The organism is Streptomyces sp. NPDC051173, assembly GCF_040689515.1.
Lineage (GTDB): Bacteria > Actinomycetota > Actinomycetes > Streptomycetales > Streptomycetaceae > Streptomyces.
This window is the reverse complement of record NZ_JBFBBD010000064.1, coordinates 17,187-39,471: the sequence shown is the minus strand read 5'-3', so window position 1 is coordinate 39,471 and position 22,285 is coordinate 17,187. Positions and strand designations below refer to the sequence as shown.

Annotated in this window: 19 protein-coding genes and 1 pseudogene; 6 read left to right on the top strand and 14 right to left on the bottom strand. The window is 70.8% G+C overall.

Annotated features, from left to right (window positions below; all coding sequences use genetic code 11):
• Positions 1-228: pseudogene (locus AB0435_RS26645) on the top strand (hypothetical protein); the annotation flags it as partial.
• 205 nt (positions 229-433) lie between these two features.
• Here the strand turns inward: AB0435_RS26645 and AB0435_RS26640 are convergent.
• Positions 434-835, bottom strand: a complete 402-nt coding sequence (locus AB0435_RS26640; RefSeq protein ID WP_366428125.1) for an ester cyclase — start codon at positions 833-835, stop codon at positions 434-436.
• A gap of 303 nt (positions 836-1,138) precedes the next feature.
• Here AB0435_RS26640 and AB0435_RS26635 point away from each other — a divergent pair, with 303 nt between their 5' ends.
• On the top strand, positions 1,139-1,483 hold the full coding sequence (locus AB0435_RS26635; RefSeq protein ID WP_366428124.1) for a nuclear transport factor 2 family protein: 345 nt from the start codon (positions 1,139-1,141) through the stop codon (positions 1,481-1,483).
• Positions 1,484-1,517: 34 nt separating this feature from the next.
• Here the strand turns inward: AB0435_RS26635 and AB0435_RS26630 are convergent, their stop codons facing one another.
• Positions 1,518-1,841: a hypothetical protein gene (locus tag AB0435_RS26630; RefSeq protein ID WP_366005567.1), complete on the bottom strand. Its 324-nt coding sequence runs from the start codon at positions 1,839-1,841 to the stop codon at positions 1,518-1,520.
• A gap of 67 nt (positions 1,842-1,908) precedes the next feature.
• On the opposite strand from AB0435_RS26630, the gene AB0435_RS26625 reads away from it, so the two are divergent.
• Complete coding sequence (locus AB0435_RS26625) at positions 1,909-3,108, top strand: DUF1266 domain-containing protein (protein WP_366005566.1); 1,200 nt, start codon at positions 1,909-1,911, stop codon at positions 3,106-3,108.
• 89 nt (positions 3,109-3,197) lie between these two features.
• Here AB0435_RS26625 and AB0435_RS26620 read toward each other — a convergent pair whose 3' ends face one another.
• From AB0435_RS26620 to hrcA, 7 genes are all read right to left on the bottom strand, one after another.
• A complete protein-coding gene (locus tag AB0435_RS26620) occupies positions 3,198-3,542 on the bottom strand; it encodes a hypothetical protein (RefSeq protein ID WP_366005565.1) in 345 nt (114 codons plus the stop codon).
• Positions 3,543-3,547: 5 nt separating this feature from the next.
• A complete protein-coding gene (locus AB0435_RS26615; protein WP_366005564.1) occupies positions 3,548-7,840 on the bottom strand; it encodes a DUF6531 domain-containing protein in 4,293 nt (1,430 codons plus the stop codon).
• The gene (locus tag AB0435_RS26610; RefSeq protein WP_366005563.1) at positions 7,837-8,205 is read right to left on the bottom strand and encodes a hypothetical protein; all 369 of its coding nucleotides are present in this window, start codon (positions 8,203-8,205) and stop codon (positions 7,837-7,839) included. Before AB0435_RS26610 ends, AB0435_RS26615 begins: the two co-directional genes overlap by 4 nt.
• A 128-nt stretch (positions 8,206-8,333) precedes the next feature.
• Positions 8,334-9,086, bottom strand: a complete 753-nt coding sequence (locus tag AB0435_RS26605; RefSeq protein ID WP_366428123.1) for a 16S rRNA (uracil(1498)-N(3))-methyltransferase — start codon at positions 9,084-9,086, stop codon at positions 8,334-8,336.
• Entirely contained in the window at positions 9,083-10,222 is a 1,140-nt protein-coding gene (locus AB0435_RS26600; RefSeq protein ID WP_366005561.1) for a nitronate monooxygenase, read from the bottom strand. The genes AB0435_RS26605 and AB0435_RS26600 overlap by 4 nt, the downstream gene beginning before the upstream one ends.
• Positions 10,223-10,497: 275 nt before the next feature.
• Positions 10,498-11,634 carry a molecular chaperone DnaJ gene (dnaJ, locus tag AB0435_RS26595; protein WP_366005560.1) on the bottom strand — a complete coding sequence of 379 codons (1,137 nt, stop codon included), beginning with the start codon at positions 11,632-11,634 and terminating at the stop codon, positions 10,498-10,500.
• A complete protein-coding gene (gene hrcA / locus AB0435_RS26590) occupies positions 11,635-12,651 on the bottom strand; it encodes a heat-inducible transcriptional repressor HrcA (RefSeq protein ID WP_087928173.1) in 1,017 nt (338 codons plus the stop codon). It lies immediately after the preceding gene.
• A gap of 194 nt (positions 12,652-12,845) precedes the next feature.
• On the opposite strand from hrcA, the gene AB0435_RS26585 reads away from it, so the two are divergent.
• Positions 12,846-13,577, top strand: coding sequence for an MBL fold metallo-hydrolase (locus AB0435_RS26585; protein ID WP_366428122.1), 732 nt, complete (start codon positions 12,846-12,848; stop codon positions 13,575-13,577).
• A gap of 57 nt (positions 13,578-13,634) precedes the next feature.
• Positions 13,635-14,462 (top strand): DUF3097 domain-containing protein, encoded by an 828-nt coding sequence (locus AB0435_RS26580; protein ID WP_366428121.1) that lies wholly within the window; start codon positions 13,635-13,637, stop codon positions 14,460-14,462.
• Here AB0435_RS26580 and AB0435_RS26575 read toward each other — a convergent pair.
• From AB0435_RS26575 to lepA, 4 genes are all read right to left on the bottom strand, one after another.
• Positions 14,459-15,019 carry a Uma2 family endonuclease gene (locus tag AB0435_RS26575; protein ID WP_366005557.1) on the bottom strand — a complete coding sequence of 187 codons (561 nt, stop codon included), beginning with the start codon at positions 15,017-15,019 and terminating at the stop codon, positions 14,459-14,461. The genes AB0435_RS26580 and AB0435_RS26575 overlap by 4 nt on opposite strands.
• Positions 15,020-15,119: 100 nt before the next feature.
• Entirely contained in the window at positions 15,120-16,352 is a 1,233-nt protein-coding gene (gene hemW / locus AB0435_RS26570; protein ID WP_366428120.1) for a radical SAM family heme chaperone HemW, read from the bottom strand.
• A 48-nt stretch (positions 16,353-16,400) separates the two neighbouring features.
• The gene (locus AB0435_RS26565) at positions 16,401-18,299 is read right to left on the bottom strand and encodes a long-chain fatty acid--CoA ligase (protein WP_366428119.1); all 1,899 of its coding nucleotides are present in this window, start codon (positions 18,297-18,299) and stop codon (positions 16,401-16,403) included.
• A gap of 240 nt (positions 18,300-18,539) precedes the next feature.
• Positions 18,540-20,405 carry a translation elongation factor 4 gene (lepA, locus tag AB0435_RS26560; RefSeq protein ID WP_366005554.1) on the bottom strand — a complete coding sequence of 622 codons (1,866 nt, stop codon included), beginning with the start codon at positions 20,403-20,405 and terminating at the stop codon, positions 18,540-18,542.
• Between the two features lie 205 nt (positions 20,406-20,610).
• Here lepA and rpsT point away from each other — a divergent pair, with 205 nt between their 5' ends.
• A complete protein-coding gene (gene rpsT, locus AB0435_RS26555) occupies positions 20,611-20,877 on the top strand; it encodes a 30S ribosomal protein S20 (protein WP_366005553.1) in 267 nt (88 codons plus the stop codon).
• A 351-nt stretch (positions 20,878-21,228) separates the two neighbouring features.
• Here the strand turns inward: rpsT and holA are convergent, their stop codons facing one another.
• Positions 21,229-22,215 (bottom strand): DNA polymerase III subunit delta, encoded by a 987-nt coding sequence (gene holA, locus AB0435_RS26550; protein WP_366005552.1) that lies wholly within the window; start codon positions 22,213-22,215, stop codon positions 21,229-21,231.
• Between the last annotated feature and the right edge of the window lie 70 nt (positions 22,216-22,285).

Sequence of the window (22,285 nt, the reverse complement as noted above, 5' to 3'; positions counted from 1 at the left end):
GCACGCTCGGGGGACGCGGCCGGGGCCCACGCGGCCGCCCAGTCGCTGCGTGACCTGTGGGATGCCGACCAGGCCTCGCTGCAGCCGCTGGACCAAACCGGCTGGACCTCCATCGACGCCCAGATGGACCAAGTGCTCAAGACCTTCGGCATCGACCACCCGAACCCGCCGATGTCGCCGACGCAGCAGGAGAACGAACTGAAAGCCCTCCTGGCGGACCTGGGCTGACACAGCGCACAGCACCCGGCCGGCCCACCCGGCCGACGGACTCAGCGTGCCGGGCTGCGCCGAGAGCCGCGCCGCCTCGGCACACGCCGGCGGACCGCGGACAGCGCAGGCGGCCGGAGCCGCCTGTAGCAGCCCGGGCATGTCCGCAGACTCCCGTGGGGCGGTCGAAGCCGGCATCGGGCCATGACGCATCGACCAACCGGCTCTATTCGGACTGCGGCCACGGCCAGCCGAGCTGGAGGAAGAGGCCAAGGCGGTCGCTGACCGCACGGATCTCGGTGATCTTCCCCTCGGCCAGGGTGAAGATCCAGATCGCCTCGTTCGCAAAGCTCCGGCCGGTCGGCTCGGGCATTCGCGGATGCGTACCGACGTGTGCGCCATGCTGAGTGACCCAGGCCACCACCCGGTCACCCTCGCCGATCAGCTCGTCCACGCGGACGGTGAGCGGGTCGAACGCAACCACCTGCTGGCGCAGGCCCTCGAACGCGGCGCCCGGCTCGTCGGCCTCTCCATGGATGATCTTGTTGTGGTCCACGACGTCGCGGGCCATGAACCGGGGAAGGTCCTCCAGCCTGCGGTCACCGACCGCCTCGAAGAAGCCCAGCACTGCCTTCTTATTACCATCCACCACCGTGGCCGCACCCCCATCTGATCGCTTGTCAGCCGCCGTGAGCCTAACCTGCGATTCACGCCCCCACTCCATAGGGCCCCGGCCCGTTGTCGCACCCCAACGAGTGGCCGTAAACAGCGCTTTCGCAAGAGGCCCCAGCCGCGGTGCGGTCACGAGGAGACGGATCCCGCCCAGTGGGCGCACGATACAACCACCTATTGCGGGGCATCTCATGAACAGCGTCGACCCCAAGGACGTCGTGCAGCGCTACTTCGAGGCGCTGGCGGCCGGGAGTCGGATGTGGTCCGGGAGTCGTGGGCGGAGGACGGGAGTTGCTGGTACGCCGGTGATCTGCCGATCTCGGGGACCTGGCAGGGGCGGGACCAGGTGATCGACGGGTTCCTGGCGACCGCCTTCGCCCACCTCGACCCCGAGCGGGAGATCGGCGTGCGGGTCACCAATGTCTTCGGCGAGGGCGAGCAGGTCTTCGTCGAGTGGGACTCCTGGGCGACCGGGAGGACCGGCAGGGCGTACGACCAGAAGAACAGCGCCGTCTTCGTCGTACGCGACGGGCGGATCGTGACCATGAGGGAGTACGCGGACACCCAGCACTGGGAGCGCGCCCTGGTCGCGGATCCGCGCTGAGAGCGGGCCCGCGCACGTCCGGGGCGCGGGCTCGTCACTCGCCGTACGGGCGCCACCGCGCGGCCTGGCGTACGGAAGCGCGGGCACCCCACCACCAGGTCGCCACCGCCAGCACGGCCAGCGCTCCCGCCGCGCTCAGCGCCATGGGGACGGAGAGCCGCATCCCCTTGTCGGGGTCTTCCTCCGGAACCGCCGGCCAGTACGCCACCACGAGGCTCACCAGGACGGCGCCGAGGAGAGGCATCAGCAGGGACCAGACCGCTGTCGAGTAGAAGACCCGGCGCCTGCCGGCGAGCACGCTGAGCGGGGCGACGGTCCGGCTGAATCGCACGAACTCCGCCAGATGGGAAAGCGCCACGGCGAGAGCGAGAATGTCCGACGCCGGAACGGGCCACCGCCAGCGAGGCGGTCGGTAGAGTCGACCGGTGACTGCCACCCCCCGACCGCGCGCGACGGCCTCGACCCGTACCTGGCGGCCCGCAACAGAGATGGAGCGGGCCCTGCACGAGGCGGTCATGGACGACGACCGGATCGGCTATCTGCGTGTCCTCGCGACGGCGGATCTCTTCCATTACGTCCCGAAGGAGCACAAGGACGGCGGCGGCAACGCGTACGTCCCCGCCGACGACAGCCAGGGAATCTGGTGCCTCGTCATGCGGACCGCGGGCGAACGGCTGCCCCGGCGCGCGCGGTTCGTCGTCTCCCGGACCTCGCTGGCGGAGCTGGCGGAGACCTGGCCCGGCCGTCGCTACTCCTTGCACGTGAACCCGGGCACGCCGGCCTTCATGCGCCTGACCACGGGCGCACTTGACCGGCGCCGGTGGAGAAGGATCGTGCGGGAGGAGACCGCGGGGCTCCCCACCGGCACCCGCCCCACCCGCCTGCTCACCACCGCCGCGGGCCCGCGCACGGGCCCGCTCGCCCACGCGCTGGCCTGTGGGGGGCATCTGTCCGTCGCCAATGGCGTGCTGTGGAACGAAGTGGGCGACGTCTACGACGACTACGGCCGGGACGTGGGCCTCCTGCGGGAGGCGTGGGGCACCGCCACCGCCCAGGACTGGCAGGAGCAGATGGACGCACTGCTGGCCGGGCGCAACAGCCCGGCGGAGCCCGAATTCGCGCTCGACATCCGCCAGGAGCTCGCCCGGGCGAGCACCGGCGCGGTCGACGCGGACCTCTGGCGTCGCGCCTGCACCGCCGTACTCATCGACATGGAGGCGGCGGCCGAGGCGGACGCGGTGGTCCAGGAGTTGATCGGCCGCATCCTGCGCTACGAGTCCCGGTTCCGCGCCGACGGGCTCCTGCCCCCGGACGGCTTCGTCCGCAGCGCCGTCGGCTACGACTACGGCCGAGCGGTCAGCTTCGCCCGCTGGGGCCTGAGCGCCCGCCTCTGCCCCGCGGAGGCGGCGAAGGCGTCGATCCTGCGCGCGGGCGAACTGTGCCGGAAGGCGTACGGATCCTGGGAGGACTTCTCCGCGGGATACGCGCTGGGGCGCGTCCTGCGGTTCGACACCGAGGAATTCGGCCCCTGGTACACCAAGGTGCTCGAACCGCACCGCGTGCTGACGTCGGAGCCGGGGAGTCCTTGGCGGACGATTCCTTGGCGGATGCCTTCCACGGTCTGAGCGTTCGGCCACGCGCGACGGCCTCGACCCGCGCCGCATCGCTCGGGGGCAGGCCCCCTGCCCGCCCCCCGTTCCGGCCGAAGCCTCGGTCATTCGAACTCGATGAAGTCCTCCAAGGCTGCACGCAACCAGTCGTAAAAGGTGGCGAACTCACGCCGGTTCTCGCGGCCGGGCGTCGTGAAGTCGTGAATAACCCGGACCGTCCCGGTCTCAAGGTCCCAGCAGACGACGTCGTCGTTGTCCTCACGTCGCGCGAAAGGCATCAGTCGACGCTCCGGGAAACGCTCACGGAGCCCGGACATCCGGACGCGAAGACTCTTGCCTTCCAGGAGCCACCAAGGATCGAGGCCGACCAAACCGGACTCAATCGCCCGAAGGAATCCTTCCGGGTATGAAAACCCTTCGGGGAGCTCTCCCTGGGAAAGAACGTCCATCTCGCTCAGTCTCCTCTCCAGCCCGTAATGTCCGAGCCCATTGGGTATGTATTCCGGTAGCCCGCACTCTGCTTGCCGATTCTAGCCGTCACAGCCTCTCCCCAGGTGACGGGCGTCGCCTTCTTCGTCTTGAACCTTTCACTCTCGATAACCTCCGGAGGGAGCGGATCGTCATAGTTGCGAACTCTTGCCTGGATAGAGGTATCGGTGTAACGGGCCGCAAGAACACGAGTGTTATCGAGTGAAGTCAATCTTCCGTCCGGCATGCGCACCACGTCGATCGGGTCACCCTTCCATCCCTTCTCACGCATGCTGTCGATGATTTCGTCGGCTTCGGTGACGGAGTTCTGACTGAAGCGCACCTCCGATGCCGACAATTCCGCCACCGGGCATGGAGCAAGCCCTAGCGGGTCGGCGAAGGAATGCGAATTCGCCACATACGCATGGTGATTGGGGGAAGGAGCAAGACCCAGCGGGTCGGCGGACGCATACCGCCCGACCTCCGGGTCGTAGTAGCGGAAATAGTTGTAGTTCAGGCCCGATTCCGGGTCGTGGTACTGGCCCGGGAAGCGGAGAGGGCAGGTGATTTTCTCGTAGGGAGGGGTCGGGAGGTCCGTGCCCCAGAGGGTCGCCCGGTGTTGCCAGGCGAGTTCGCCCGACGGTGTCACCAGCTCCGTCGGCGCGCCCACCGCGTCCGTCACCACCGCGTGGAAGCGGGTGACCGGCGGCGCGTCCTCGAAGGCTTCGACCATGGACTTGCCCGCCGCGCGGATCAGGGGGCGGTGGTCCGTCTGGGTCAGGGGGCGGTGCGTGCCCGGGGCGTAGTCCCAGGTGGTGACCGTGCCGTCGGGGGAGGTCTGTTCGGCCAGTCTCGTGCCGTCCCACGAGAAGAGAGTCTCTTCCGACTCCGTCTCTGAATCCGAATCCGAATCCCGCCGCTTCGATATTCGGCGTCCCAGCGGGTCGTACGCGTAATGCCAGCGTTCCCCCTCCGGCGTCACCATCTCCGTCAGGCGGTCTTCCGCGTTCCAGGAGTACGTCCACGTGTGCGTCCGGCCGTTCAGGAGCCGGCGCGCCTTGCGGATCAGGCGGCCCTGCGCGTCGTGTTCGTACGTCGTGCGGCCCGCGCGCCGGATGAGGGTGCCCTCGAATTCGCGGGCGCCGGGCGCGGGATGGGCCGGGGCCTTGGCGTAGGTGAGGTTGCCCGCCGCGTCGTACGCGTACGTCTCCCGCCAGCCGTGCGCGCTCACCGAGGTGACGCGGCCGGTCGGGGACATGTCGAAGCGCCTCGTGCCGGAGGTCAGTTCGCGGATCTCGGCGAGGTGGCCGTCCTCGCGGTAGGCGTAGGCACGGTGCTGGAGGAGGCGGTCGGCAGCGCCGCTGACCACCTGTGTCGTCAGGCGGTCGGCCGCGTCCCATTCCTGGGTGAGCACCGCCGCCCCGCCCAGGCGGCGCTCCGTCTCGCGTCCCGCCGCGTCGTACGCGAAGGTCAGCGTCCCGGCGTCGCCCCGCAGTTCGACGGGCCGGCCGGTAGCGTCGTACGTCCACTCGGAGGCGAGGCCGGAAGGGGTCACCCGGCGGAGAAGGCGTCCGGCGGCGTCGTAAAGACGGCTCGTCGTACGGCCGTTGACCGTCTCCGAGAGCACGCGGCCGAGCGCGTCCCGCTCGTAGACGATCTCCGCGTCCGCGTTCACCGTGCGGAGCAGACGGCCCGACGCGTCGTACGCGAAGACCGTGCCGCCCTGCTCGATCGTCCGCCCCAGCAGGTCACGGGTGAAGAGCAGGGTCTCGCCGGCCCCGTTCGTACGGGAGATCAGCTCGCCCGCCGCGTCGTGCCCGTAGGTGAGCGTCCGGCCGTTGAAGTCCGTCTCGGACGCCAGGCGGCCCGCCTCGTCGTAGGCGTACGACCAGGTCAACCCCTGCGGGTTGGTCACTCCGGTCAGCCGGAGCTCCGTGTCGTACGCGAAGGCGTACGTCGTCCCGTCGGGGTCCGTGCGGGACGCCGGGAGGTCGAAGTGGGTGGAGGTGTGGGTGGTGGTGTTGCCCGCGGGATCCGTGTGGGTGACGAGGTTGCCCTCGCCGTCCCAGGTCCACGTCTCGTGCGTGCCGTCCGGATAGTCGCGGCGGCTCGGTCTGCCCTCGGTCGTCCAGGCCGTACGGGTCGTGCGGCCGAGCGGGTCAGTGACCTCGGCGACGCGGCCGAAGGCGTCGCGCACGGCGGTCGTGCGATGGCCGAGGGGATCCGACACGGCGACCGGCAGACCGGCCGCGTCGCAGGTGATCCGGTGCGTGTGGCCGAGCGCGTCGGTGACGGCCGTCAGATGGCCGAGGTCGTCGTAGGCGTAGTGGGTCGCGGCGCCGGAGGGGTCCGTGGTCGTGAGGAGGTTGCCCCGCTCGTCGTAGGCGTGCCGCCAGGTCGCGCCGCCGGGTTCCGTGACCTCGGTCGGCCGGCACAGGGGGTCGTACGCGGCGGAGCCCGTAGTGCCGTCCGGCAGGGTGACGCGAGTGAGGTTGCCCGCGTCGTCGTAGGCGTAGCGGGTCGTGCGCCCGAGGGGGTCGGTGACGGTGCGGGGCTCCTCGCCGCGCGGCTCCCACTCCGTGCGGGTCGTGTGCCCCAGCGGGTCGGCCTCCTCGATCACCCGGAAGTCGGCGTTGTGGCGGTGGACGCTCACCTGGCCGAGCGAATCGGTGACCGTGGTCGTGCGGGCCTCGTCGTCGTAGGCGAGGGTGCCGGAGAGGAAGCCGTCGCTGCCCTCCGTGCGGACGACCCGACCGCGGGCGTCGTAGACATAGCCGTACGACGTGCCGTTGCGGTCGGTCCAGGAGGTGATCCGGCCCTCGGCGTCGTAGGTGAAACGCAGCGGTCCGCCACTGGAGTTGGTGACCTCGGTGAGGTTGCCCGCCCCGTCGTAGCCGTAGCGGACGAGGACCGTGCCGCCGCCGGTGGAGGGCCGGGGCTCGTACGGCGACGGGGCCTCGTCCAGCAGGCGCAGGGCCGTGACGCGCGCGCCCTCGGTGTCGACGGCGATGTAGTAGCCGCCGGAGTGGCGGACGGCGGTGGGGAGTCCGGTCGCCGTGCGCTCGAAGTCGACGCGCGCGCCGTTGCGGTCGTGCACGCTGCTCAGGGGCAGTTGGACGGCGCCGGGCACGTCGGTGGCGGCGGGTCCGCTGAAGGTCCGTACGAGACCGGTCGCCGGGTCCTCGACAGTGAAGATGCCGTCCGGTCTGCCGTCCCAGGTCAGGATCCGGCGGGGGCCCTTGGCGGGCAGGACCGGCTCACCCGGCTTCGGCACCGGGTAGACCAGGCGCATCCCGTCGGCGGCGACGAACACGACGCCCTCGGCGTCGAGTTGGATCCGCTCGTCGAGCGTCGAGGCCCAGGTCGGGCCGAAACAGCCGCCCGCCCGGTACGAGGAGAGGTGGGTGCGCCCGACGACCAGGGACAGCGCGCCGGGGAGGGTGACGTCCGTCTGCGGCAGCAGCATCGTGCCGGTCGCGACGTCGATCGGGTCGCGGACGCACTTGAGGTTCTCCGTGGAGCGGGCGGCGGCCGCCTCCTCGTCGATCAGGTTGGGGCGGGCGCCCCGGAGGAGGAAGTTCCGGCCGGCGTTGCCGATCTCGACGCTGTTGTGCGCCAGGCCGCCGAGACCGCCGTAGAGCATGCCGTCCTTGGCGGCGGCGTTGACCTCGTCCAGGCTCACGCCGTGCTGCAGCCCGGCGCTGATCTTCATGGGCTGGGCGACGGCCAGGTCGACGGTCACGGACTCCACGCCCGCGAAGGCCGCGGCGACGAGGGTGGTCGCGGCGACCTCGGCGACCACGGTGGAGATGGTGATGCCGACGGCGGTGCCGAGCTCGATGACGGCCGTGGCCGCCGCGGCCGACGCCGCCGTCGAGAGCCCGGCGGTGAGCCAGGCCAGGCCGACACCGGCCAGGATGACCCCGGCCTCGATGTAGATCTTGTCCCAGAGCTTGTCGACGGCGTCCTCGATGGCGTCCGCCACCTTCTCCAGCGCCGCGGCCATCTCGCGGGCGGCCTTGGGGATGTCGCTCAGCCAGCCCTTGTCGCCCTTGCCCGCGTAGCGCGACCAGAAGATCTCGAAGGCGTCGATCGCCTCGCCCTTGTTGTTGTGGATCAGGGCTTCGGCCGAGTGGTTCACGGGCGTGCGCACCTTGTCGACGCTGTCGGCGAAGGTGTGCCATGCCTTGGCGGCCTGGCGCAGCTTGTGCGGGTCGCCGTCCGGCCAGTGGAGGCCCAGCTTCTCGAGGACGTGCTTGGCCTGTTCCGCGACGCTCACTCGGCATCCTTGCCGTGGCCGCCACCGTCCGCGACGCCCTTCTTGGTGAACATCCCGGCGATCAGCTCGTCGTTGTCGACATGTCCGTCCGACATGTCGACCAACGCCTCGTGGATGCTGACCAGTCCGAGGACGAGGGTGCCGGTCGCGCTCTCGATCGCCTTCTGCTGGGCGGTGTAGCCGGCCTCGAACTGCTTGACGCCGTCGTCCCGGCCCCACGGTTTGCCGAGCCCGTCGAGCGTGCTGACGAGCATGGTGAGGGCCTCGCTCAGCTTCCGGCTCTGCTCGTGGAAGACGGGTGCCGACGACTTGAGGTCCGCCGTCTTGATGTCCAGGACCTTGTCGCCGCCCGGGCTGTCGCCCATCGCACGCCTCCCCCGCCGAAGTTCCGCAATACCGCAGTCAAAACTAGCGGTAATTCGATCACGGACCGGTCAGCGGGAGGCGTGTGACAAAGAGAAGTGACAAAGAGAAGCGAAAGGGAAAGGCCGTGCTACGACCAGCGCCCCGTCCGGCCGAGCAGCAGCGCCGTGGCCGCCGTCCCCGCCGTGGACGTGCGCAGCACGCTCGCGCCCAGGCGGTAAGGCTTCGCGCCCGCCTCCGCGAACGCGGCCAGCTCCTCGGGGGAGACGCCGCCCTCGGGGCCCACCACGAGGACGATGTCGCCCGTGAGCGGGAGTTCGGCCGTGGCGAGCGGGGCGCTGTCGCCCTCCTCGTGCAGGACCGCCGCGAACGCCGCGTCGGCCAGCAGCGTGCGGACCTGCTTGGTCGTCAGCAGCTCGGACACCGGCGGGAAACGGAGGCGGCGCGACTGCTTGCCCGCCTCGCGGGCGGTGGCGCGCCACTTGTTGAGGGCCTTCGTGCCCCGCTCGCCCTTCCACTGCGTGATGCAGCGCGACGCGGCCCAGGGGACGACGGCGTCCACGCCCGTCTCGGTCATGGTCTCGACCGCGAGCTCGCCGCGGTCGCCCTTCGGCAGGGCCTGCACGACGGTGATGCGCGGCTCCGGCAGGGGTTCGGAGCGGACCGAGGTGACGGCGACGTCGAGGCGGTCCTTGCCCTCGACGGCGGCCACGGTGCCGAACGCGCCCGTGCCCGCGCCGTCCGTCAGCACGATCTCCTCGCCGACGCGCAGCCGCCGCACGGAGACGGCGTGCCGCCCCTCGGGGCCGCCGAGCGGGAAGACCGTACCGGGGAAGACGCCCGTGAGGGCATCCTCCTCGACCAGGAAGACCGGCGCTGTCATGACTCGCTCCCTCGCATCTCACTTCTCCCCGGTCCCGCCCCCGCGTCCCCGCCGTCCGCCAACGCGGCCCGCGCCGCGGCCAGTTCGGTGGCGAGCACCTCGACCAGCCGCGCGGCCGGAAGCCCACGGGCCAGCCGGTGGCCCTGTCCGGCCCACAGGTTCATGCCCTGCGGGTCGCCCGCCGCCGCGGCCGCCTTGCGCAGCCCGGCCGTCAGGTAGTGCACCTGCGGATAGGCGGCGGGCGCGTACGGGCCGTGCTCGCGGATGAAACGGTTCACCAGGCCCCGGGCCGGGCGGCCGGAGAAGGCGCGGGTGAGCTCGGTGCCGACGAACAGCGGGTCGGTCAGGGCCTGCTTGTGCACGGCGTGCGCGCCCGACTCGGGGCACACCAGGAACGCGGTGCCGAGCTGCGCGGCACTGGCGCCCGCGGCGAGCACGGCGGCTATCTGGTCGCCGCGCATCAGCCCGCCCGCGGCGATCATGGGGATGCGTACGGCCTCGCGGACCTCGGCCAGCAGCGCCAGCAGGCCGACGCCGGCGCCCGCGCCGTCCAGGTGCGGGTCGTCGCGGTGGGTGCCCTGGTGGCCGCCCGCCTCGACGCCCTGGACGCACACCGCGTCCGCGCCGGCCAGCTCGGCGGCCCGCGCCTCGGCGGCGGAAGTGACGGTGACGACGGTGACCGTACCGGCCTTGGCCAGCGCTTCCAGCGCGGCGGCGGACGGGCAGCCGAAGGTGAAGGAGACCAGCGGAACGGGGTCGTCGAGGAGGATCGCGAGCTTCGCCTCGTACGCGTCGTCGCTGCCCTGGCACCAGTCGCCGAGCGGCGTCTCGTACCACGTGACCTCGCCCGCGAGCTGCTCCGCGTACACCTCGACGGCGGCCGGGTCGGCGACGGGGGGCTGCGGCATGAACAGGTTCACGCCGAAGGGCGCGGACGTGCAGGCGCGGAGCTGCTTGATCTCCTCGTACATCGCGGCCGGGGTCTTGTAGCCCGCTGCCAGCGATCCGAGACCACCGGCCTCGCAGACGGCGGCGGCGAGCGGCGGGCCGGAGGCGCCGCCGGCCATGGGGGCTTGCACGATGGGGTGCTGGAGCAGTCCGGTGAGCAGGTCGTCACCCCTGGTGTCAGAAGCCATGGACACATCGTGTCACAAGGTGGTGAGGCGGCTTGCTGGGAGTTTTCCCCAGCCCCGCCCCTTCCCGAAACCGGGGGCGAGCCCCCGGACCCCTGACCGCGCTGACGCGCGGTGTCCTCAAACGCCGGACGGGCTGGATTCCTCCAGCCCGTCGGTGCGCACTCCACGTTCCTACCGCCCGTTGAACGCGTCCTTCAGCCGCGAGAACAGCCCCTGCTGCCCCGGCTTACCGTGCCCACCCGGGGGACAGACCCCCGGCACCCCCGGCCCGGCGCCTACCGCCCGTTGAACGCGTCCTTCAACCGCGAGAACAGCCCCTGCTGACCCGGCTTGAACTCGCCCATCGGGCGCTCCTCGCCGCGCAGCTTCGCCAGCTGGCGGAGGAGCTCCTCCTGCTGGGGGTCGAGCTTGCTGGGCGTGAGCACCTCGACGTGGACCACGAGGTCACCACGGCCGCCGCCCCGCAGGTGCGTGACACCGCGCTGGTGCAGCGGGATCGACTGGCCGGACTGCGTGCCCGGGCGGATGTCGATCTCCTCGACACCGTCCAGGGTCTCCAGCGGCACCTTCGTGCCGAGGGCCGCGGCCGTCATCGGGATGGTGACCGTGCAGTGCAGGTCGTCGCCGCGCCGCTGGAAGGTCGGGTGCGCGGTCTCGTGGATCTCCACGTAGAGATCGCCGGCGGGGCCGCCGCCGGGGCCGACCTCGCCCTCGCCCGCCAGCTGGATGCGGGTGCCGTTGTCGACACCGGCCGGGATCTTGACCGTGAGGGTGCGGCGCGACCGGACGCGGCCGTCGCCGGCGCACTCCGGGCACGGGGTCGGCACCACGGTGCCGAAGCCCTGGCACTGCGGGCAGGGCCGCGAGGTCATGACCTGGCCGAGGAAGGACCGGGTGACCTGCGAGACCTCACCGCGGCCGCGGCACATGTCACAGGTCTGCGCGGAGGTGCCGGGGGCCGCGCCCTCGCCGCTGCACGTGGTGCAGACGACGGCGGTGTCGACCTGGATCTCCTTGGTGGTGCCGAACGCGGCCTCGCTGAGGCTGACTTCGAGCCGGATCATGGCGTCCTGGCCACGGCGGGTGCGCGAGCGCGGACCGCGCTGCGACGCCTGGCCGAAGAAGGCGTCCATGATGTCGGAGAAGTTGCCGAAGCCCGCGCCGAAGCCGCCGGCGCCACCCCCGCCGCCGTTCGCGGAGAGCGGGTCGCCGCCGAGGTCGTAGACCTGCTTCTTCTGCGGGTCCGAGAGCACCTCGTAAGCGGCGTTGATCTCCTTGAACCGCTCCTGCGTCTTCGGGTCCGGGTTCACATCCGGGTGCAGCTCACGGGCGAGGCGGCGGAATGCCTTCTTGATCTCGTCCTGCGAGGCATCACGCCGTACGCCCAGGACCGCGTAGTAGTCCGTGGCCACTTACGACTCCGCCAGGATCTGTCCGACGTAACGTGCCACTGCGCGTACCGCTCCCATCGTTCCGGGGTAGTCCATGCGGGTCGGTCCGACCACGCCGAGTTTGGCGACTGCCTCGTCGCCCGAACCGTAGCCGACGGCGACGACGGATGTGGAGTTCAGGCCCTCGTGAGCATTCTCATGACCGATGCGCACCGTCATGCCCGAGTCCTTGGCCTCGCCGAGCAGCTTGAGCAGCACGACCTGCTCCTCCAATGCCTCCAGCACCGGCCGGATCATCAGCGGGAAGTCGTGCCCGAAGCGGGTGAGATTGGCGGTGCCGCCGATCATCAGCCGCTCCTCTGTCTCCTCGACCAGGGTCTCCAGCAGGGTCGCGAGGACCGTCGAAACGGTTCCTCGGTCCTCCTGCTCGAAGGACTCGGTGAGGTCCTGCACGAGCTGCGGCACATCCGCGAACCGGCGGCCCACGACCCGGCTGTTGAGCCGCGCGCGGAGGTCCGCCAGCGAGGTCTCGCCGATCGGTGCCGGGCAGTCGACCATCCGCTGCTCGACCCGGCCGGTGTCCGTGATCAGCACCAGCATCACCCGTGCGGGGGCCAGCGAGAGCAGCTCCACGTGTCGCACGGTCGAGCGGGTCAGCGAGGGATACTGCACCACCGCGACCTGCCGGGTCAGCTGCGCGAGCAGCCGTACCGTACGGCCCACGACGTCGTCGAGGTCGACGGCGCCGTCGAGGAAGTTGTGGATGGCGCGCCGCTCCGGCGTCGACAGGGGCTTGACGCCCGCGAGCTTGTCGACGAAGAGGCGGTAGCCCTTGTCGGTCGGGATGCGGCCGGCGCTCGTGTGCGGCTGGGCGATGAAGCCCTCGTCCTCCAGCGCGGCCATGTCGTTGCGCACGGTCGCCGGGGACACGCCGAGGCGGTGCCGCTCTGTGAGGGCCTTGGAGCCGACCGGCTCCTCGGTGCCCACATAGTCCTGGACGATGGCGCGCAACACTTCGAGCCTGCGTTCGCTCAGCACCGCGCACCTCCAGTCCAGCCGTCTTACGGGGTCCTTCCCTGGCACTCCATGGTCACGAGTGCCAGATCCCTTCAGCCAGTGTACGGCCGTACACCGCGGCGAGGGCAAGGGCGGTCCCGCCGTGCGCCCGCACACACCGCCGCCGCACGCCCGTCGAGCGGGCAACCGTACCGCGCTCCGGCTAGCGTCCGGGTATGGAGAGCCATGAGGGGACAGCCCGTTGGGAACGGCTCGCGCCAGGGGTCGCGCGCCGCAGAATGCCCGTGTGGGACGCCACGATCGGGGTGATCGCGGGCCCGGCGGCCGTCCTGCTCGTCGACACCGGGGCGACGGTACGCGAGGGCGCGGAGGTCCGGCGGGAGGTGCGGGAGCTCTTCGGCCGTGACGTGACACACATCGCTCTGACGCACCCCCACTTCGACCACGTCTTCGGCACGGCGGCGTTCTCGGGGGTGCAGGTGTACGGGGCGGTGGGGCTCGCCGACCTCCTCCTCCGCGAGCGCGAGGAGCTGGCGCGGGACGCCGTACGGCACGGCGTCGGCCCGACGGCCGCGGCGGAGGCCGCGGACCTGCTCGTACGGCCCCGCCACCCGGTCTCCGGCGAGCTCACGCTCGACCTCGGCGACGGGCGGCAGGCGCTGCTGGCCAATGTGGGTCCCGGTCACACGGCGCACGACCTGGCGGTGCTGGTGGCGGGCTCGGGCGGGGCGCCGGAGGTCGTCTTCTGCGGTGACCTGGTCGAGGAGTCGGGCGACCCGCAGGCGGGCCCGGACGCGCTCCCCGGGCAGTGGCCGGCGGCGCTGGACCGACTGCTGGCGCTGGGTGGTGAGGACGCGGTGTACGTCCCCGGGCACGGCGCGGTGGTGGACGCGGCGTTCGTGCGGGAGCAACGGGACGCGTTGGCGGCGCGGTTCGGCGTGTCGTGAGGTGTGGGACGTATGACGTGTGTCGCGACTTCTCGATCTTGATCCACAATGCTGCGCATGCGCAGCAGAAACTACGGCCCTGATCTCACCCCTCCGTGGAAGCGTCAGCAGCCCGCACCCGAGGTGGCCGCCGAGCCGGATCTCGTGGTCGAGGAGGTCACCACCGGGTTCTGCGGGGCGGTGATCCGCTGCGAGAAGACGGCGCAGGGGCTCACGGTCACCCTGGAGGACCGGTTCGGCAAGCACCGCGTCTTCCCGATGGAGCCGCGTGGGTTCCTGCTGGAGGGGCGCGTGGTGACGCTCGTACGCCCGGCGGCCGCGAACGCGCCGCAGGGCCCGGCCCGTACGGCCTCCGGCTCGATCGCCGTCCCGGGGGCGCGGGCGCGGGTGGCCCGCGCCGGGCGCATCTACGTCGAGGGCCGCCACGACGCGGAGCTCGTGGAGCGGGTGTGGGGCGACGACCTGCGGATCGAGGGCGTGGTGGTGGAGTACCTGGAGGGCATCGACGACCTCCCGGCCATCGTGCGGTCCTTCGCACCGGGGCCGGACGCCCGGCTGGGGGTCCTGGTCGACCACTTGGTGCCGGGCTCGAAGGAGTCCCGGATCGCAGCATCCGTCACGGACGAGAACGTCCTGGTGGTGGGCCATCCGTACATCGACGTGTGGGAGGCCGTGAAGCCGGCTTCCGTGGGCATCGCCGGGTGGCCGCGGGTGCCTCGGGGGGAGGACTGGAAGTCGGGGGTGTGCCGGGCGCTGGGGTGGCCGGTGAACACGGGGGCCGCTTGGCAGCGGATTCTGGGGGCGGTGCGCAGCTTCAGGGATCTGGAGCCGGAGTTGCTGGGGCGGGTGGAGGAGCTGATCGATTTTGTGACGGTGGTCGATTAGGTGCTGGGAAGGCTCCGCAGCATGGAGGTGTCCAGGGTCAGGTCGAGCACCTCGATGTGCAGCGGGTCTCCGAACTTGCAGGTGCGCTGGTACAGGTAACTCGCCTCGTCGCCGGCACCCGTGGGTTCGGTGAGCAGGAGACAGCTGGACTTGATCGGATCCACGATCAAGTACGCGGGCACCTGCCCGGCCGCGTAGATGGACGACTTGAGCGAATAGTCGCGGTAGACGCTGCTCTTCGAAACCACCTCCATGACCAGAGTGACTGCCGGTGCAGGGATGATGCGGCTGGACTCCTCGATCTCCTCGGGGCCGACCACCACAAGATCCGGGACCGGCTCACTCGCTTCACCCGGGATGGCGATGTCCTGCGTCTGGAGCGGATACCAGCGATCGGAGGGAATCTGCCTCTGAACGAAGAGCACGTTCATGTTGTGCACCTTGCCAGGTGCCGACATCATCACGATTTCCCCCCGCAGCAGCTCGACCTTGTACCGCTCGAAGATCTCGGGGTGTTCCTCGATCAGAGCGATAATGTCTTCATCCACAGCGGTCATCTCCGTGGTCCTCCACATCTGCCGCATGCGTTTAGCGGCAGCCTATGGACAGCGTAGGTGGGCGTGCGGCCCATGCGCGTCAGTTCACCCGAACAGGTGATCAGTCCACCAGGTCCCGCACCACAGCATCCGCCAGCAACCGCCCGCGGAGCGTCAGGACCGCGCGCCCCTCACCGTACGGCCCCTCCTGGAGCAGTCCGTCCGCCAATGCCTTCGCCGCCGCCTTCGCGCCCGCGGGCTTGAGGAGATCCAGCGGGCACCCCTCCAGCAGCCGGAGCTCCAGCAGGATCCGTTCGACGCGCCGGTCCTCCTCCGGCAGGACCTCGCGGCCCGCGCCCGGGGAGCGGGCCTCGCTGAGGGCCTGCGCGTAGGCGCCCGGGTGCTTGACGTTCCACCACCGCACGCCCCCCACGTGGGAGTGCGCGCCGGGACCCGCGCCCCACCAGTCGGCGCCGCGCCAGTAGAGCTCGTTGTGGCGGCAGCGCCCGGCCTCGCTGGTGGCCCAGTTGGAGACCTCGTACCAGCTGAAGCCCGCGGCCGTGAGCCTGTCCTCGGCGATCAGATAGCGGTCGGCGTGGACGTCGTCGTCCGTCATGGGGACCTCGCCCCGCCGGATCCGGCGGGCCAGCTGGGTGCCCTCCTCGACGATCAGCGCGTAGGCCGAGACGTGGTCCGGGCCCGCGCCGATCGCGGCATCGAGGGAGGCGCGCCAGTCGTCGTCGGACTCCCCCGGCGTGCCGTAGATCAGGTCGAGGTTGACGTGCTCGAACCCGGCGGCCCGCGCCTCCGCGACGCACGCCTCCGGGCGGCCCGGGGTGTGCGTGCGGTCGAGGATCTTCAGCACGTGCTGCCGGGCGCTCTGCATGCCGAAGGAGATCCGGTTGAAGCCGCCTTCGCGGAGCTCCGCCAGATAGCGGGGGTCGACGGACTCCGGGTTGGCCTCGGTGGTGATCTCCGCGCCCTCCGCGAACCCGAACTCGTCGCGGATCGCGCCCAGCATCCGTACAAGGTCGGCGGCGGGCAGCAGCGTGGGCGTGCCGCCGCCGACGAAGACGGTCTCCACCGGGCGCGGGTCGTCGCCCAGCACCTTCCGCGCGAGGCGGATCTCGTGGGCGAGCGTCTCGGCGTAGTTGTCCCGGGAGGCCAGGGCCCCGCCGGAGCCGCGCAGCTCGCTCGCGGTGTAGGTGTTGAAGTCGCAGTACCCGCAGCGCGTCGCGCAGTACGGCACGTGCAGGTAGAAGCCGAGCGGCCGCCGCCCGGCGCCCTCCAGGGCGTGGTGGGGCAGCGCCCCGTCCTCGGGCATGGGTTCGCCGTCAGGCAGTACGGAAGGCATGGGTCCATTGTCCGGCATCGGCCGCCGGACCCGTCACCTCCGCCCGGCTCAGGCCTCGCGGGCGCCCGCGTACATCTCCTCGATGAGGTCCTTGTACTGCCGCTCCACGACGGGCCGCTTGAGCTTGAGGCTCGGGGTGAGCTCGCCGTGCTCGATGTCCAGGTCGCGCGGCAGCAGCCGGAACTTCTTGATCGTCTGCCAGCGCTGGAGGCCCTCGTTGAGCCGCTTCACATAGCCGTCGATGAGCTCCTCGGTCTCCTTGGCGGCGACCACCTCGGCGTACGCCTTGCCGCCCAGGCCGTGCTCGGCGGCCCAGACCATGAGGGTGGGCTCGTCGAGGGCGATGAGCGCGGTGCAGAAGTTGCGGTCGGCGCCGTGCACCAGGATGTTCGAGACGAAGGGACAGACGGCCTTGAACTGGCCCTCCACCTCGGCCGGCGCGATGTACTTGCCGCCCGACGTCTTGATCAGGTCCTTCTTGCGGTCGGTGATGCGCAGATAGCCGTCCGGGGACAGCTCGCCGATGTCGCCGGTGTGGAACCAGCCGTCGGACTCCAGGACCTCCGTGGTCTTCTCGGGCAGCCCGTGGTAGCCGGCCATGACGCCGGGGCCGCGCAGCAGGACCTCCCCGTCGTCGGCGATCCGGACCTCGGTGCCGGGCAGCGGCTTGCCGACGGTGCCGGTGCGGTAGGACTCGCCCGGGTTGACGAAACTGGCGGCGCTGGTCTCCGTGAGGCCGTAGCCCTCCAGGATGTGGACGCCCGCGCCGGAGAAGAAATAGCCGATGTCCGGGGCGAGCGCGGAGGCGCCGGAGACACAGGCGCGCAGCCGCCCGCCGAACGCCTCGCGGATCTTGGTGTAGACGAGCGCGTCGGCGACCCTGTGCCGGGCGGCGAGCCCGAAGGGGACCGTTCTGCTGCCGGTGCGGCGGTAGTTGTCCTGGGCGGCCTTGGCGTACTCGCGGGAGACCTCCGCGGCCCAGTGGAAGATCTTGTACTTGGCGCCGCCGCCCTCGCGGGCCTTGGCCGCGACGCCGTTGTAGACCTTCTCGAAGATGCGCGGCACGGCGGCCATATAGGTGGGCCGGACGACCGCGAGGTTCTCCACTATGCGGTCCACGCGCCCGTCCACGGCGGTGACGTGCCCGGTGCTGATGTGGCTGACGGTGAGCACCTTGCCGAAGACGTGCGCGAGCGGCAGCCACAGATACTGCACGTCGTCGGCGCGCACCAGGCCGGACGCCTGGATGGCGCGCGCCATGTACGCCCAGGAGTCGTGGAGCAGCCGTACGCCCTTGGGGCGGCCGGTGGTGCCGGAGGTGTAGATCAAGGTCGCGAGCTGGTCGGCCCGCAGGGCCTTGATCCGGTCCGACACGGCGTCGGGGTCGGCCTTCAGGCGGGCGGCGCCGCGCCGCTCCAGCTCGGCGAGGGTGAGCACGAAGCCCTCCGGCTCGCCCTCGGCGGGGGCTGTGTCGTCGGCGTCGTCGGCGTCGATCACCACGACGTGGACGAGTCCGGGCAGGTCGGCGCGGTGCGCGCGGACCTTGGCGAGCTGGGCGGCGTCCTCGGCGATCAGCACCCGGCTCTCGGAGTCGGCCAGGATGAAGGCCGTCTCCTCGGCGTTGGTGCTGGGGTAGACCGTGGTGGTGGCGGCGCCGGAACAGAGCACTCCGAGATCCGCGAGGATCCACTCCACCCGGGTGGAGGCCGCGAGCGCCACCCGCTCCTCGGGGTGCACGCCGAGGTCGATCAGCCCGGCGGCGATGGCGAAGACGCGGTCGGCGGCCTCCCGCCAGGTGAGCGAGGCCCAGGCGTCGGGGCGGCTGCCGGAGGGCGAGGGCACCGGATAGCGGTAGGCCTCGGCGTCGGGGGTCGCCTCTACGCGTTCGACGAGGATCGTCGCCACGGAGGGCGGACGGTTCTCGATCAAAGCCTGTGTCTCGGTCACGGCGTCCTCCGGGGCCCGATTCGTTGCTGGTGACTCGCGAGTAACCTTCCAAGCAGTGATCAGACTAGAGCCCGTTCGGCCCTTGCGTAAGGGGCTGTGGACGGCTTGTCGAAGCTGTGACCGGCCGGACGGCCGGTCGGCGCGCGCACCCGGTTCGAGCTGCGCCTTCCGGGCAACGCGAAGCGCCCGCCCCCACGCGGGGGACGGGCGCTCACGGCGTGCCGGTCTTGGTCCGGCGTGCTACTTCTTGCCCTTTTCGGCACCGTCGGAGTCCGAGGACAGCACCGCGATGAAGGCCTCCTGGGGGACCTCCACGCTGCCGACCATCTTCATCCGCTTCTTGCCTTCCTTCTGCTTCTCCAGCAGCTTGCGCTTACGGGAGATGTCGCCGCCGTAGCACTTGGCGAGGACGTCCTTGCGGATCGCGCGGACCGTCTCACGGGCGATGACCCGCGAGCCGATGGCGGCCTGGATCGGCACCTCGAAGTTCTGCCGCGGGATGAGCTCGCGCAGCTTGGCGACGAGCCGCACGCCGTACGCGTACGCCTTGTCCTTGTGCGTGATCGCGGAGAACGCGTCGACCTTGTCGCCGTGCAGCAGGATGTCGACCTTGACCAGGCTGGCCTGCTGCTCGCCGGTGGGCTCGTAGTCCAGCGAGGCGTAGCCGCGGGTCTTGGACTTCAGCTGGTCGAAGAAGTCGAAGACGATCTCCGCGAGGGGCAGGGTGTAGCGCAGCTCCACGCGGTCCTCGGAGAGGTAGTCCATGCCCAGCAGCGAGCCGCGGCGGGACTGGCAGAGCTCCATGATCGCGCCGACGAACTCGTTCGGGGCGAGGATGGTGGACTTGACGACCGGCTCGTGCACCTCGGCGATCTTCCCCTCGGGGAACTCGCTCGGGTTGGTGACGATGTGCTCGACGCCGTCCTCCATCAGGACGCGGTAGACCACGTTGGGGGCGGTCGCGATGAGGTCCAGGCCGAACTCGCGCTCCAGCCGCTCGCGGATCACGTCCAGGTGGAGCAGGCCGAGGAAGCCGACGCGGAAGCCGAAGCCGAGGGCGGCCGAGGTCTCCGGCTCGTAGACCAGCGCGGCGTCGTTGAGCTGGAGCTTGTCCAGGGCCTCGCGCAGCTCGGGGTAGTCCGAGCCGTCCAGCGGGTAAAGGCCCGAGAACACCATCGGCTTGGGGTCCTTGTAGCCGCCCAGGGGCTCGGTGGCGCCCTTGGTGAACGAGGTGATCGTGTCACCGACCTTGGACTGCCGGACGTCCTTCACACCGGTGATGATGTAGCCCACCTCGCCGACGCCCAGGCCGTCGGAGGGGGTCATCTCGGGCGAGGAGACGCCGATCTCCAGCAGCTCGTGGGTGGCGCCGGTCGACATCATCTTGATGCGCTCGCGCTTCTTCAGCTCGCCGTCCACGACCCTGACGTAGGTGACCACGCCGCGGTAGGAGTCGTAGACCGAGTCGAAGATCATCGCGCGGGCGGGGGCGTCCTTGACGCCGACCGGGGCCGGGACCTCGGCGATGACCTTGTCGAGCAGCGCGTCCACGCCGACACCGGTCTTCGCGGAGACCTTGAGCACGTCGGAGGGGTCGCAGCCGATGAGGTGCGCCAGCTCGGCGGCGAACTTCTCGGGCTGGGCGGCCGGCAGGTCGATCTTGTTGAGGACCGGGATGATCGTGAGGTCGTTCTCCATCGCCAGGTAGAGGTTGGCGAGGGTCTGCGCCTCGATGCCCTGGGCGGCATCCACGAGGAGGATGCAGCCCTCGCACGCAGCGAGGGAGCGGGAGACCTCATAGGTGAAGTCGACGTGACCAGGGGTGTCGATCATGTTGAGGATGTGGGTGTTGCCCTTGTCCTCCGTAGGCGCCCAGGGCAGCCGGACCGCCTGCGACTTGATCGTGATGCCGCGCTCGCGCTCGATGTCCATCCGGTCGAGGTACTGCGCGCGCATCTGCCGCTGGTCGACCACGCCGGTCAGCTGAAGCATCCGGTCGGCGAGCGTCGACTTGCCGTGGTCGATGTGCGCGATGATGCAGAAGTTACGGATCAGAGCCGGGTCGGTACGGCTCGGCTCGGGCACGTTGGTAGGGGTCGCGGGCACGCAGGATCCATTCGGTGACTTCGGCGCTTGAACGCCAGTCTCGGCGGGAGTCGGGTATACGACCCCTCCATCGTCCCATGAGCGGCGGGTACGGTCCGGTTTGGGAGCCCGGAGCGGCTGCTGGTAGCCTGGTCCACTGTGCCTCGTGCCCTCTCACGTACGAGTGCGCAACATCGAAATCCAACGAACCTGAAAAGGCTCTTTCGTGGCGAACATCAAGTCCCAGATCAAGCGGAACAAGACCAACGAGAAGGCGCGCCTGCGCAACAAGGCCGTCAAGTCCTCGGTCAAGACCGTTGTCCGCGCGGCCCGCGAGGCGATCGCCGGTGGCGACGCCGCCAAGGCCACCGCCGCCGTCGCCCTGGCCGGCAAGAAGCTCGACAAGGCCGTCAGCAAGGGTGTTCTGCACAAGAACGCCGCTGCCAACAAGAAGTCGGCGCTGGCCAAGCAGGCCGCGGCCATCAAGGCCTGAAGCCTTTCCGGGGCCTGAGCCCCGACCCGTCGGCACGGACCCAGCGGACCCTCTCTACCGCTCCGTCCCGACACCCCGCCGCACTCGGTCGTTCGCCACGCGGGTGCGGCATGAGCCTCACGGCTCGCTGAACGATCCGAAGGCCCCGTGCCCAGCCCTTCCCCGGGCGGGTACGGGGCCTTCGGCCTGCCCGGGGCGGGTTTCCGGGGCGGTTTCCGGGGCGGGTTTCCGCCGATCGTGGTGGCGGGGGTGCCCCTCGGGCGCGTCGTGGTGGACCGGAGGGCCGGTTCTCCCCGGCCCTCCAGGAATCGACCGGCCGAATCGATCAGCCGAATCGACCGGCCGGCCGGATCAGCCGCGGCTGCGGGCCGCGCGGGCCACGGCGACGACGGCCTTCTCCAAGGCGTACTCCGGGTCGTCCCCCCCGCCCTTCACGCCCGCGTCCGCCGCAGCGACGGCCCGGAGAGCGACGGCGACGCCGTCCGCCGACCAGCCCCGCATCTGCTGCCGCACCCGGTCGATCTTCCACGGCGGCATGCCCAGATCCCGGGCCAGGTCACCCGGGCGCGCGCCCCGCGGCGCGGAGGCGAGCTTGCCGATCGCCCGGACGCCCTGCGCGAGGGCGCTGGTGATCAGCACGGGGGCGACGCCGGTGGACATCGCCCAGCGCAACGCCTCCAGGGCCTCGGCCGCCCGGCCCTCCACGGCCCGGTCGGCGACGGTGAAGCTGGACGCCTCGGCGCGGCCGGTGTAATAGCGCGCCACGACAGCCTCGTCGATCGTGCCCTCGATGTCGGCGACGAGCTGGGCGCAGGCGCTGGCCAGCTCGCGCAGATCGCTGCCGATCGCGTCCACCAGGGCCTGGCACGCCTCCGGGGTCGCGGAGCGGCCGGTCGCCCGGAACTCCGAGCGCACGAACGCCAGGCGGTCGGCCGGCTTGGTCATCTTCGGGCAGGCGACCTCGCGGGCCCCGGCCTTGCGGGCCGCGTCCAGCAGGCCCTTGCCCTTGGCGCCGCCCGCGTGCAGCAGGACGAGGGTGATCTCCTCGGCGGGCGCGCCGATATAGCTCTTCACGTCCTTCACCGAGTCCGCCGAGAGGTCCTGTGCGTTGCGCACGATCACGACCTTGCGCTCGGAGAACAGCGACGGGCTGGTCAGCTCCGCCAGCGTGCCCGGCTGGAGCTGGTCGGAGGTGAGATCCCGGACATCGGTGTCCGCGTCGGCGGCGCGGGCGGCGGTCACCACCTCGCGCACGGCGCGGTCCAGGAGAAGATCCTCCTGGCCCACGGCGAGCGTGACGGGGGCGAGTGTGTCGTCGGTTGCAGTCTTCCTGGCCATCGCGTCCAGCATCCCACGCACCTGTGACACTCCCGCCCGCGCGACCGGACGGGCGTACCGCACAATGATC

Excerpts from the sequence above, each read along its gene's own strand:
- AB0435_RS26620 (WP_366005565.1), bottom strand. The coding sequence starts at position 3,542 with ATGGACGTTCTTTCCCAGGGAGAGCTCCCCGAAGGGTTTTCATACCCG.
- AB0435_RS26580 (WP_366428121.1), top strand. The coding sequence starts at position 13,635 with ATGCGCAGCAGAAACTACGGCCCTGATCTCACCCCTCCGTGGAAGCGT.
- AB0435_RS26610 (WP_366005563.1), bottom strand. The coding sequence starts at position 8,205 with ATGGGCGACAGCCCGGGCGGCGACAAGGTCCTGGACATCAAGACGGCG.
- AB0435_RS26600 (WP_366005561.1), bottom strand. The coding sequence starts at position 10,222 with ATGGCTTCTGACACCAGGGGTGACGACCTGCTCACCGGACTGCTCCAG.
- AB0435_RS26575 (WP_366005557.1), bottom strand. The coding sequence starts at position 15,019 with ATGACCGCTGTGGATGAAGACATTATCGCTCTGATCGAGGAACACCCC.
- hemW (WP_366428120.1), bottom strand. The coding sequence starts at position 16,352 with ATGCCTTCCGTACTGCCTGACGGCGAACCCATGCCCGAGGACGGGGCG.
- AB0435_RS26605 (WP_366428123.1), bottom strand. The coding sequence starts at position 9,086 with ATGACAGCGCCGGTCTTCCTGGTCGAGGAGGATGCCCTCACGGGCGTC.
- AB0435_RS26585 (WP_366428122.1), top strand. The coding sequence starts at position 12,846 with ATGGAGAGCCATGAGGGGACAGCCCGTTGGGAACGGCTCGCGCCAGGG.
- holA (WP_366005552.1), bottom strand. The coding sequence starts at position 22,215 with ATGGCCAGGAAGACTGCAACCGACGACACACTCGCCCCCGTCACGCTC.